We start from the raw sequence: 12,354 nt of genomic DNA on the forward strand, positions 1-12,354 counted from the left end.
CACCCTTGTACTCGCGGTCTTCGGAGCGCTTCTTGCGTTCGCCGCAACGCTCGCAGAGCTGCCTGATGTCGACCCGCTGGGGGATGAGTTGCGTCCGATGATCGACAAATAGCACCCGTGCCAACCCTTAGTGTTGCAACTCTCGACCTTGGCAAGCCTGTTTTGATAAGCTCAATGGTTACTCTCTTTGGTTCACCGGTTCTTCCTCAAATAGGCTTCCCATGCCGTCTGCAGCAACTCGGCGGTGTCACGAAGCGCTGGCAGTTCTATCCAACAAACATAGCCATGAAACTCAGTTTGCAGCGACAACTTCCCCCATCGAGCACGCATGCCGACAAATGCACTTGCGCGCTGCAACCTACGGGTTGTCCCGCGTCGGGCGGAACACTACGAACTGCACGCGACAAAACGATCAACTTCCGCTCCGGCCGAACCGATCTCCATGAGGCTTGTGTCAACCCTGCCATCAACTCGTTCCCGCTGACCGCCGCCTTAATTAGAGGCTCGTTGCTGCCCTCGTACAGCAATGCCGATGCGCAGGGGACGGCTCCGCCTTGGGGCGAGCCGCCAAGCCGCCCGCGGCGATGTGCCAATCGGGTCGATTCGCTCGATTCAAACTTTCTTCAACAGCAATGTGATCAGCCATGCTATCGGCGTCCGCATCTTTGGGCGCCGTTTTGCCTTCGAGGACAACCCTCGGCCTATCAGGCTTGAAAGGCGGGAAGTTGCAGCAGACTTCGCTGAACTCGAATCTTCTGGAATACCTTCCGACCCAAGCTTCGTGTTGGCATCCGGCAGATGATTTCTCATTGGGCATCTCCTCCAGTTGGAGCGCAAGTTCTGCCCCAAGAAGGGCGGACAGATGAAGCGGCCGAGATTCACGGAGGAACAAATTATCGCGATACTGAAAGAGCATGAGGCTGGCGCGAAAGCGGCCGATCTAGCTCGCAGGCACAGAACTTCTGAAGCGGCGATCTACAATTGGAAAGCCAGATTTGGCGGCATGGACGCTTCTGCGGCCAAACGATTGAAGGCCCTGGAAGAGGAGAACGCGAAGCTAAAGATGCTTCTGGTCGAACACATGCTCGGTGTGGCTGCGCTTCGCGAGCTCCTATCACAGTAGTGGTCAGACCGCCATCTGCAGACCTCATGACCCAATCACATGGTGCAAGCTCAGGGCACCGCACCCGACGCGAAAGATCAAAAGCGGTCAAATAACGAAAAGCCGTCCTTGAGCACGACAGCATCAGGCAACCAGGATGCCTGTTCCACAAATGGAGATGATCAAGTGAAACGCAGCCTTCCTTCAAGACTAACGTGCGGCATTTTCGACCACTTGGACGACGACGGCCGCGATGTCGCGCGACAATACGAAGATCGGCTCAAGTTGGCGGAGGTGTGCGATTCTCTGGGCTTTTACGCTTATCATTTGGCGGAGCACCACTGCACACCACATGGCAGAGGGCCGTCGCCGAACCTGTTTCTATCAAGCGTCGCGCAACGCACCCAGAGACTGCGTGTTGGTCCGCTGGTCCTGCTGCTCAACCTCTATCATCCTTTGCGCGCATTCGAGGAGATCTGCATGCTTGACCAATTGAGCGGCGGCAGGCTCGAGCTCGGTATCGGACGTGGCTCCCTGCCAACCGAATGGGGCTATTTCGGCGTCAGCGCGGACGCAGCGCCGGAGCGTTATGAGGAAGCCAGCGAAATCCTAAATGCCGCGCTAAAGGGGCATACGCTATCCTATCACGGACGATTCTTCGAGCTGAGCGAGATACCTTTGACCATGAGGCCTCATCAGCATCCGTATCCGCCGACCTGGATCACGAGCAGTCGGGCAGAGTCGGCGGAGTGGGCTGCTGCCAATGGCGCCAATCTGGCATGCCTAGGCCGTTCCTCTGCTGTCCGAAACATTTCGAATGCGTTCCGCGCCCATCGAGCACGCATTACAGCCGGGGACGATCGCGAGCCGTTTATTGGGTTGCTTCGCATGGTCGTGATCGCGCAGTCTGACCGAGACGCCCATGTAACAGCGGAAACCGCGTATGAGCGATGGCTCGATAGCTTTAAATTCGTTTACGAGCTGAACGCCATTCCGACACCACCTACCCTGCCGCTGACCTTCGATGCAGCGCTCGAAAGCGAATTATGCGTCGTCGGAACGCCAGCTTCCGTCCGACAGACCCTTCTTAACCAGATGGAGGAGGCAGGTGCAAACTACCTACTTTGCCAGCTTGCATTCGGGAACCTTCCGCTAGAAGCTTCCCTATACACTGCAACCACAATTAGATCCGAAATCATCGCTAGCTTTGGCTGACGATGACTAGGATGTGGCCGCCTTAGAGGAGCTGCGCATCGCGACCTTCATTTATGATCGGCCGTCCTGCCAAACGCGCGTATTCAGGACCTCCTGCCTACTCAGCAGGAGGTCCGCAGACCGATGAGGACCGGATCGTCTTGATCACCATCACGGCGGCCCGTCGGCCGATGTCACCGACGCTGACGTGAACTGACTTGGAGAGCGGCGCATGACAAGCCAACTCTGTTCATATGCGGTCGGCATCCTGCGTCATCCAGAACAGGTCGGCCAAGGTCGCGCGCGCTATCCGCGAGTTGGATGCATCCCATCAAAACTTTCGATTTTACCGGTCTTAACCAAATACCCCATAGTCAATCGCCGATTTCCGGAACGTACCCTTCACGAAGCACGTGTAACAATGAACCCAGTTTGCTTTGAGCATAGTCGTAGGGCAACTCCAGTCCCCCGTGTCTGTATCGCCAAACAGACTCCCTTATCCTGCAAATCACGGCACGTATCGCCCGCTTATAGGCGGATGGCGCATCGCAACGCCTCACGCGCAATCTACCGCATAGTCGCCGACTTAGTTGTCCTCATGCTAAAGGCGGTCCAGGAGATTGGCTCTCGCGTACTCTTATTGGCTGGGGTCCATGCGTGCGCCCGCTAGAATTAGGACGGGCAGACTGCGCCCTAAGCCAAGGCAAACCGGACTTGTCGTCCTGAACCGTTTGCCCGCGCCATCAAGCTGGCGCTGCGACGGCCGGCAGCCGATGCAGGACTGTCAGCTATCTGACAACTCCATTGCAAGACATATTTTCGCCGGCCACGACGAGGCACTGCTGACGACTTGCGTGACCAGACCGGCTGCGCAGTACCACAGCGCGATTCCCTACGTCATTGTAGTCAGGGATCCTCACTGCGCTCGCGTACTTGGTGCTGCTCGGTTGCCGGCCGCCCTCACAAGTTTTGCGGTCATTGCATTCTATGTGCCGCTCTCAACTAACCGCACGTGTGCACAGCTTTCTGCGGTCGCAATTCGCCCTAGCCGAACGCCTGCAGCCCCACGAACGCGAAAAACGACGCGCATCTTTACTCAACCGACCCTGCTTTTAATTGCTCTGGAGCAACGCCGTGGAACTTGATCCTTCCAATTCACGCATACAAGACCTGACTCACCGCATCGACTTGCAACTGGACATCGTTGCCACCCTCGTCGGCGAGGAAGGCAACGAGCTCGAAGCAGTCCGACTACTTAATGCACTCACAAACGAAATGCTAAACGCGGAGCTAGCCATCGGTCAGCTAAGCGACGCGAAGACCAGTGGCCGCAATGGAGATGGGCAAACAGCGCGAATGTCCCGAGACCGCGGCGTCTATCATCCAGAAGACCTTCAGGTTTTGGGACGCGTGTTCGATCAAGCAGTGGCGGCCTTACCCGAGGCTCTACGCACTCCTGCCAACCAGATGAAGATCGCCACGCTAATTCTGTCGCGTGCAAATGAGTAGATTCCATTTCGTGTTCTTCAGCCGGTGACGACGCCCTACCGAGTACCGCCGCAAGGTTCACGATTTGCAAGATTGGACCGGCTTGTCGTCTCACGAGCGCGTCGCTTCTACTGCCTTGTCCGCATCGCAGTCGTTCCGTAAGGCGTTGATCTCCTAGTTGTCGTAACATTGCCTGCGGATGTTCGGATGAAGGACCGGCGCGTTTTCTGAACAAGGGGCGCTTGAGTGAAGGACGTCGATCGAGATCGTTGGCAAAAATCGCTTTGACCGGGCCGCAGATGCGCGCAGATGTCGATCGCCCGCAGGGCAGCAGCATCGAGCCACTGTTGTCCATAGGATCGGGCGGGCCGGATGATGCCGGCGGAAGGGCGGAAGCCCTGCCCGGGTGTGGCGGCGCATCAAGGATCAGGTGGCATAGCGCGGCGGTGACCGGCCGTATCGTGGCGGACATCCTCGCGGATGCGCTCGGTGCTCACCGGCAAGATTAGGCGAGGACGCGGTTCAGTCGAAGCAGAATATTCGTGGAGAAGAAGAGTCCGAGCACGATATATCGGGATTGCTCTTCTGCTGCCCAAGATCGCGGAGAGCCAAGACGAAACCGGTTGTTCCTGCCGGGAGGTGTAAGCCACCTCATTGTTTTGTCGAGGGCGCAAGTTCGGCGCGCAGATTGCGTATCGCCTCGTTCGCCAGATGCAAAGTATTCCGCTCGCCGCTCCTTATTGAACATTCCAGGAACGCCCGCAATCGGCTGTGAAGCACTGTCCTGAGATTGTGCGCCAGTAACGGGTCCTTCTCGACAAAGCGCCACGCCTTATCAAAGGCAACGCTCACGAGAACCTCCGGCGTCTGCACTTGCTCAGATGAAATCTGGTCCATCTCAAAACTCCAATCGAAATCTGAATACGAGGGAGTAACTTGTTCAAAGCGAAACCGAGTGCCTCTGACGTATCGCAGCAGGTAAGAGATCGGATCCACGGGTTCGCTCGCGCAGCGAGCTCCTCGCGGCGCTACAACAGGTCTATACAGATGCTTATTGAAGTGCGGATGACCGAGTGCCGTGTCGCCCAAGTCAATTCGACTAATTCTGAATCGCTTGAACGCGAGCATGCGCCATCGCGCATTTTTTGCTGGATTTCCCGCATTGCTCGATGTCGGTGGTCGCTCAAGCAGTCGAAAGCCGGGACTAATCATGGCCAGAGCCGCACTTGGCGAAACGGCCGTGCACCACATTCGAGCTCCGAGCTATTCCCTACCAGCTGCATTGTAGGCCAGGCTGTTATGAAAAGAGCAACGAGCAAGGCACCGATGACGCCAAGCGTAATGGAGCGCCAAACGAGCCAAATGCCATCGACGGTAGACCTCTGTTCCGCGAAACGCGTTCTAACGTCGGTCTCAACAGCGGTCAGTCTTTCACCTACTTCTTCATCAACCACCCTGATCTTGTCGTTCAACTGTTGCAATGACAACCGCTCGCGCGTCATTTCGCGCACGAATTCTTCGTCGATGCCTTGAACTGGCGATTTGTCGAATACGTATTTCTTGCCGGATTTTTGATCGATTGAGGCAAACCAGATTTTGAAAAGCCGCTCACCCCTGTCAGTTGCACTATTGTCGGACTCGTGTTGAACACTGCGAATATCAGCTTGCCTTTGTATCCGGGATCAACGTGGAACCCAAAACGTTGACAGGGCCCTTGAACTTGAAGGGCGTGCGCATTGAAATAAGCGCCATCGCGAAGTGCGGGATGAAAACTCCTTCAGTCGTTTCTTGATCGTGCGGTTCGAAGGCGGATTTGTTGGTGCGATCAATGGCGACGCAGAGGTAGAACCTGCTTCTAGAGTTCAGCAATGCCGCGGTGAAAATAACCAATCGGGTAAACTTCTAGCGTCTTCTTCGGCTTACTGCAGCGCCCACCGAAATCTGACGCATGGTCCGATTCAACCGATTTCTTCCGAAACAATGTTGTGCTGCAGTTACAGCAATCCGCGATGATCTTGTTAAGACCCGCGGTGCCGGGGGGCATCGAAAGGAACGACACTCGAATGAAGAATTTGCTGATTCTGACTGCAAGCATCGGCGCACTCAGTGCGGCTGCTCCCGCGCTTGGCGCGGACTTCGCCGCGCAGCCCGTCAACATCAAGGCGCCCCCGCCGGCGATCGTAGCCACAATCAACGACTGGACCGGTTACTACATCGGTCTCAATGGTGGCTGGGGATCGAGCCACAATTGCTGGGATTTCAATGGCGTCACCCCCGAGGGCTGCCATAATTCGACTGGAGGCACCATCGGCGGCCAGATCGGCTATCGTTGGCAGATATTCAATACGGTCTACGGCATCGAAGGTCAGGGCAACTGGGCCGACTTCAGCGGCTCCAATGTCAGCACCGCCTTCCCGGCAAACATCATTGGCACCAAGACAGATGCGTTCGGCCTGCTGACCGGCCACATCGGCTACGCGTTCAATGCCGTGCTGCTCTACGCCAAGGGCGGCGCTGCGGTGACAAGCAATACCTATCACATCAACTCTGTGGTCAATGGGGCCGAGATTGCCAGAAACAACGACGTGCGTTGGGGTGGCACGCTCGGCGCCGGTATCGAAGTCAGCCTCACGCCAAGTTGGTCCGCCGGCGTCGAGTATGACCACTTGTTCATGCGGGGCAGCAACGTATCCTTCCCAACAACCGTTGGTGGCGATCGCGTCCACCAGGACGTCGATCTCATCACGGCACGGCTGAATTACAGGTTCAGCCCGGCATTTGGTAGATAGTGACCTCCACGCGCTTGCTATGGTCAATCGAGAACCCCGACGGTCGACCGGGGTTCTTTCTTCAAGCGCTCCTCTTAATCAATCATCACCCCTGCCTCACCTTCCAGTTCGTGCAACTAGGTGATTGGCCGGATGATACGCATCGCCGGGCTCCAACGTTGCGATCCAAGTCAGTCGATCGGGCACGTCGTCGGTGATTGCGGCGCATTCACAACCTGACGCAGTGTCAGATTTCAAATTGCCTGTCTCAACGCAGCGTTGCGTCTGCAATTCCGGTAAATAGAGCGGGCCGCGACTTGCCAGACGCTGCGAGCAACAGTTTAGCCAATTGAGGCTTGCTTCCAATCGAGGAGGAATTCAAAGAACATTGAGGCGGATTGCCATAACGATCGCTTGGAGCCGGCTGGTCGCGCCCAGCTTTCGCATCGCATTCTTGATATGAAAATTGACTGTATTCTCGCTGATTTCCAGGATCATCCCGATTTCCCATGACGATTTTCCTTCTGCCACCCACCGCATGCAGCTGATCTCACGCTGCGACAGTGCCACTTTTTTCTCACCACCATTGTTGCAGGGACGTGCGATCTCGCCATAGGCGCTGTGAAAGTGACTAGCCAATGCGTTGAGATGACCGATGCGGTCATGCGGATCCGCATCTTCGGATGGAGACGCAAACGACACGACCGATACCCGGCCCAAGGGCCCAAACAACGGTACGCTTATGCCATGCTTCAGGCCTGCCTCTCTGGCCTCATCCAGGACACGTCTCTCGTCGGGATGAAGTTGATAGTGCTCAGCGAGCTGATCCCACAAAAATGGCCGCGACAGCATCGGCGTCCGCCGGACCACTGGATCGATGGTGTGGTACTTGCGTTTGAAGTATCGGTCGCACCAGTCTGGCGGCCATTTTACGGCCACGGTCGGGGGTGGATACTCCGCCAGGCGAAGTGGCTCGACGAAGTTGAGGGCGCCGTAAGCAACTTCACTGAAGCCCTCCTCCGTGGCGCAGCTGACAAGAAGCTCGAACAGCGCTCTGAGCGAATGCGTTTGGTTTGCGCATTCAGTGAAGCTGAAAAGATCCATGTTGCGCGGCCCGGGACACCGGTCAACGTCGGTGTCCCTGCGTTCAATTGCGCTTGTTTCAGGCGGAGCCAAGTTCCATTCCATGACCTGAACCCTGGGTTTGCTCTTTGCGAAGTCTGGAGCGCTCGCACGCTGCCTCAGATGCCATTCCCGCAATCGTTGTTCTGCCGCCGACTGCGATGGCGTGATCGTCTCCGTCAAACAGCTGCGATGTCGACCGCTATCCCTCGTCTGAGGCTGAACGGCATGCCGCAACCACAACGCCGGTTCCCATCAATGTGATCTGTCCGACCCGCCGACGACGCACTGGCGACATCGAGGATCCCCCAGTGTTGTCCGTATTGACGGTCTGGGCCCGCGATGCAGATTGACGCTGAATTAACCCAGTAATGTCCGCGCTGACGGAGAGTCTCACGGTGGTCCGACGTGCGCGGGCAACCGATCGGAGGCGATCCGACCGTCCTAAAAACGCGGCTGGCCATGCGGACCAAGCAGCACCGGCGGCTACGACGAGGGCGCGGGTCAGATTAAACTGTGCGAACCCGAAGTTCGGCCTGAACGAGACGCTGCGCCGTCCGAAGCGCCAGCGCGAGGGGACCCGAGGCGCTGAACTTCGCGATCGTGAGCTAGAGCAGGCTGGCTCGCCTAGCGGTGTCGTGTTCCGCCCGTGCGATATCGGCTTCGATGCTCTGCTTGCTGGCGAAAATGCCAGGAGCGTCATTTTTCATCCCAATCTTGCGGATTGGCATCGCTGAGCCTTGGCCGAGCCTTCGCTCTTCGACGCTGTCGAGGACGCAATCGATGCGCGACACGTAACAGTCGCCGCAAGAGGTAACCGCCCGGCATCAATGCCCGGCCTTTGAGGGCTTCCGCCGCGCAGGCTCGGTGTGAATGAATCGACGGGGCACGTGGTGATGGCACCAGAGGCACAACGGGCGGTACGCGCAGTCGCGAGATCTGCTCGATGCAGAGGACACTTTGCATGCGCGTCTCCAGAAGTGAGAGGACCTCGGATCTGACCAGCAAGTGTCGTACCAATTGTTGGGCTCGCTGATTCGACCGTCTAGACACGGCTCGACGGGACCGCGGTCGGTTCCTGCGTATGACATTGAAGCAATCGTGACATCGGGAGGAAACACGACAACGCCATTTGCGCAAGCCGCCGCACCGGTTGATCTAGATTAACGAGTGCAGCTCTCCAAGACGGCCGACTCGAGGCGCTCTTGTCCTCCAACTCGTCGGTACGCCAGGCACCAACGCTTGACGGAAAACACGGCGACTTACCAATCACAGACGACGACAAGGCCGGTCCCGATGGGTCGCAACCAACCGTGCAGTGCAACGGCTCGGAATGCAAGCGCGGATGTCAAGAGCCGAAAGCACTGTGGAAGTGCCGCGCCGGTCTCATTGTCGACTCGCTTCGTCAACTATGTCGAGGGCACCTTGGTGAAGACGGTCTGCACGCTTTCGCAATTAGTTCTGAGCAAGTAGTCCGTCCTTGCGGCCTGCTGGTCTGGAGCCGTTAGAGACAGTAACGTGCTGAGCGCCGAAAAAAAAATCGAAACAGTTGTGCATTGGTGGAGCGGCTTAAGTTCGGCGCCGCCAGGCGCCCCGACGCACTTTGCCGGGGTTGGAAGTGCGCCGGGCCCGCCCCAACACCATCAGTACATCCGTGATGATGCTTGCGCCAATGAGACAAGCAGCGTGGCGGAATTGAGGCTCATCCATTCTTTTAACGTCGAGTCCAAAATGTTTTCATCGCGGGTCCAAGGATCTTGAATCTCACGCAGCGTCAAGTTGTACGATCTCGCACTTGGCGGTTTCATCGAAGAACAATTCTTGTCCGTGACATCACCAGCTTGCAAGGTGATGCATCCTGCTCGTGGCGCCTGCGGGAGCGGTGACGCCATGGCGAAGGTAAGCGGCGCGAAGCCGATCGTCTTTGGACGAACGACTGACACTGCGCGCAAGTTAGTCGAGGGACGTCTAGCCGCTGAAGTCGTGCTCATATGAAAGATTTACTCTTTGAGCGAGCATCAAATGATTGCCAGCGAGTACTCGCGTTCTCAGACGCTAGGCGCCTGGTGGCATCGAGAACGCGAATTAGATTTGAAAACGAAAGTGGGATTATTGACATAACGCAAAGACAAAGGAAGGCGCATCGGTCAGCTTCATGTTGTGTGAGCATGGAAAGTTTAAGTCTTGCAGACCTCGCTTCTGAACAAATATTGCGATGCACGCTTGCCTTGGTATACCATCTATCCGACCGTACCTGATTTCTCCGCGACCGTAGGCGCCGAGACCTGTGAGACATGGTTGAGGCGGCTGCCGCCCGACGAACCCGTCTCGCTCTATCTCCACATTCCGTTCTGCCGATCAATCTGCTGGTATTGCGGTTTCCCGACAAACCTCACTCGCAGCGAGCGACCGATTCACGATTTTGTTGCGGTGCTGAGCGAGGAAATTCGTTTGGTCGCAGAGCATGCGCCGTGCGCCCTGCCCGTGAACGACGTACATTTTGGCGGCGGAACGCCGACTACGATCGCTCCAGCCGATTTCCTCGCCCTGATGGAGCTCCTACGCCGCTGCTTCACCTTCAGCGAATCGGCAAGCATCGCCATCGAGATCGACCCGCGCGCGTTCACGGTCGAGATGGCCGAGACCTTGGGTGCAGCCGGCGTGAGCCGCGCGAGCATCGGCGTGCAAAGCTTCGACCCCGTGGTTCAAAGGGCTGTCAATCGGCTTCAAAGCGAGGCGCAGGCGGCTTCTGCCGTCGAACGCCTTCGCCAGCATGGAATAAGCCGTATCAACTTCGACCTTCTCTTCGGACTGCCGCATCAGACGGTGCAGTCCTGTGTGAACTCCGCGAGGACGGCTGTGGCCATGCGACCCGACCAGCTTGCGGTTTTCGGCTACGCCCACGTTCCCTCCTATATGAAACGTCAGCGCCAGATCGACGAGGCCGCGCTGCCGGACAATATTGCCCGCGCCGAGCAAGCCGCGGCCGTGGCAGATACGCTGGTCTCCGCTGGCTACCACCAAATCGGGCTCGACCATTTCGCCCTGCCGGACGACGAGCTCGCGCTGGCCCAAAAAAGCGGTCGGCTACGGCGCAACTCGTTGGGCTATTCGGCCGACACCTGTAAAAACGTGATCGGCTTTGGTCCGTCAGCCATCGGCCGTCTCCGTGACGGCTACGTCCAGAACGAGGTCGCAACAGCTTCCTATAACCAGCACATCAGAGCAGGCCGTCTGGCAACATCAAAGGGCCGCAGTCTCACTGAGGAAGACCGGCTCCGGGCTGCAATTATCGATCGCCTGATGTGCGATTTGGAGGCCGACATGCCGGCAATCTGTGCCGCTCACGGATTTGATCCGATCGCTTTTCTCGATGCGGCTGATCGCTTGGCAATGCTCGCCGAGGATGGGTTAGTGGACATCGAAGAGGGTCTCGTCCGTATCAAGCAGGAGCACCGTTTTCTTATCCGCTCTGTTGCTGCCGCATTCGATGCTTATCTCGACCGCACCCCCTATTAGAAAGGCTGTCACGAGCTATCGCCGCGACATTCGCTCGACGGAAAACTAAAAACTCCCTCAAATGCTCCGGATACGCTGACAACTGGCTTTGCGGAAGACCCAGCGAAAGTTCGGCGGTGGAATTCATTCGTTGAAGATGTTGCTTTCCGAACCGGAGGCTCGCTGACGTGGTCAGAAACCTGCCCGCATTCCTGATGTCTCACGCGCCGGCGGCATGCTCGCTCGGTGAGACAGGATCAGCCTGACTGGGCAGGCCGCCGGCTGCCAAACGTGGAAAGCTCCCCGCGCAGCAGCCTGAGGCCTCAAGGCTCGCCTGTCTTCTGTCCTGCAATCACTGGCGCGCCTCCGACGGAAACGGGCCCCTGTCGTTTGGCCCGCTCGATGCGCTTCTTGGCCGGGCTCGAAGCAGCTTGCGCGGGCGAAGAAGTAACGGAGGGGGCAGAAGGGGCAGGTGCTGGATGTTGCAAAGAATCGATCCGCGAAGTCAGCACGGTGATCTGGTCCAGGATCCCTCTCAGGTCCTGCCGCTGAGCATCGATTTGACGGTTGAGCTCTGCAATGTCGTCGCTGGTCTTCTGCTGCATCCAATGTATCTCGGTCAGGGACGCCCTGTCCACCGGCGGCAGTCCCACCGGCGAATCGGCGGGCCCGGCTGCCGGCGTCTCGACAAATCCTGCGAGGCTCCCCCCAAAATGGGCTGCCGCCGCACACAAGCCGACGAAGACAACCAAAAACATCAAACCCCAGCGAATGCGGCCTGACGAGCCATATAAGAGCGGCCGCAAGTCCGAAGCGGCCGCCTGATCAATCATCTGCATCGTCCCCTGCCCGACTTCCCCGTTTTGATCGGCTTGTCTCCTTGACTCGAGAACTCGCGATACTTACGCATCCCAGCCAACCGCAGCCGCCGACAACATCATTCTTCACAAACTCGCCGATCAGTTGCCCCCTTGGCCTCGATGAAGCGGCCCGTCTTGACCGAGGCAAAGCGAACACTTTACGCGGAGCTAATCCATCATAGGGCTCGCGGTAAGCAATAGTTCTCGCCTTCGAGGGTCATAGCGCAGCATTTTCGCATCATTCAGGAGAACCTCGCAGATTTTCTTGTCTTGCCGGCGCCTGATGCGAACCGGCCGCTATTCCTTCAGGTCTGAATCTCAG

The 12,354-nt window shown here is 57.5% G+C and carries 10 protein-coding genes and 1 pseudogene; 5 read left to right on the forward strand and 6 right to left on the reverse strand.

The window, feature by feature from the left end:
- Positions 1-612: 612 nt before the first annotated feature.
- Entirely contained in the window at positions 613-810 is a 198-nt protein-coding gene (locus tag AKL29_RS42760) for a hypothetical protein (protein ID WP_160321731.1), read from the reverse strand.
- A 52-nt stretch (positions 811-862) separates the two neighbouring features.
- Between AKL29_RS42760 and AKL29_RS10490 the strand changes: the two are divergent.
- The 3 genes and pseudogenes from AKL29_RS10490 to AKL29_RS10500 all read left to right on the forward strand — a co-directional run.
- Positions 863-1,120, forward strand: a pseudogene (locus AKL29_RS10490) (transposase); the annotation flags it as partial.
- Positions 1,121-1,336: 216 nt separating this feature from the next.
- Entirely contained in the window at positions 1,337-2,317 is a 981-nt protein-coding gene (locus AKL29_RS10495) for an LLM class flavin-dependent oxidoreductase (protein ID WP_488230420.1), read from the forward strand.
- Positions 2,318-3,430: 1,113 nt separating this feature from the next.
- Positions 3,431-3,805 carry a hypothetical protein gene (locus AKL29_RS10500; protein WP_050384102.1) on the forward strand — a complete coding sequence of 125 codons (375 nt, stop codon included), beginning with the start codon at positions 3,431-3,433 and terminating at the stop codon, positions 3,803-3,805.
- 630 nt (positions 3,806-4,435) lie between these two features.
- Here the strand turns inward: AKL29_RS10500 and AKL29_RS10510 are convergent.
- Together AKL29_RS10510 and AKL29_RS10520 are read right to left on the reverse strand one after the other, a co-directional pair.
- Positions 4,436-4,681, reverse strand: a complete 246-nt coding sequence (locus AKL29_RS10510; RefSeq protein ID WP_050384104.1) for a hypothetical protein — start codon at positions 4,679-4,681, stop codon at positions 4,436-4,438.
- 762 nt (positions 4,682-5,443) lie between these two features.
- Positions 5,444-5,674, reverse strand: coding sequence for a hypothetical protein (locus AKL29_RS10520; protein ID WP_152977523.1), 231 nt, complete (start codon positions 5,672-5,674; stop codon positions 5,444-5,446).
- 173 nt (positions 5,675-5,847) lie between these two features.
- On the opposite strand from AKL29_RS10520, the gene AKL29_RS10525 reads away from it, so the two are divergent.
- On the forward strand, positions 5,848-6,573 hold the full coding sequence (locus AKL29_RS10525) for an outer membrane protein (RefSeq protein ID WP_050384107.1): 726 nt from the start codon (positions 5,848-5,850) through the stop codon (positions 6,571-6,573).
- Between the two features lie 357 nt (positions 6,574-6,930).
- On the opposite strand, the gene AKL29_RS10530 is transcribed toward AKL29_RS10525, so the two are convergent.
- Together AKL29_RS10530 and AKL29_RS10535 are read right to left on the reverse strand one after the other, a co-directional pair.
- A complete protein-coding gene (locus tag AKL29_RS10530; RefSeq protein WP_050384108.1) occupies positions 6,931-7,656 on the reverse strand; it encodes a helix-turn-helix transcriptional regulator in 726 nt (241 codons plus the stop codon).
- Positions 7,657-8,282: 626 nt separating this feature from the next.
- A complete protein-coding gene (locus AKL29_RS10535) occupies positions 8,283-8,468 on the reverse strand; it encodes a hypothetical protein (RefSeq protein ID WP_050384109.1) in 186 nt (61 codons plus the stop codon).
- A 1,390-nt stretch (positions 8,469-9,858) separates the two neighbouring features.
- On the opposite strand from AKL29_RS10535, the gene hemN reads away from it, so the two are divergent.
- Positions 9,859-11,193: an oxygen-independent coproporphyrinogen III oxidase gene (gene hemN, locus AKL29_RS10540; RefSeq protein ID WP_050384110.1), complete on the forward strand. Its 1,335-nt coding sequence runs from the start codon at positions 9,859-9,861 to the stop codon at positions 11,191-11,193.
- Positions 11,194-11,495: 302 nt separating this feature from the next.
- Here the strand turns inward: hemN and AKL29_RS10545 are convergent, their stop codons facing one another.
- Complete coding sequence (locus AKL29_RS10545) at positions 11,496-12,011, reverse strand: hypothetical protein (RefSeq protein WP_050384111.1); 516 nt, start codon at positions 12,009-12,011, stop codon at positions 11,496-11,498.
- Between the last annotated feature and the right edge of the window lie 343 nt (positions 12,012-12,354).

The sequence above is a fragment of the Bradyrhizobium pachyrhizi genome, from assembly GCF_001189245.1.
In the GTDB taxonomy this organism is placed as follows: Bacteria; Pseudomonadota; Alphaproteobacteria; order Rhizobiales; family Xanthobacteraceae; genus Bradyrhizobium; species Bradyrhizobium pachyrhizi.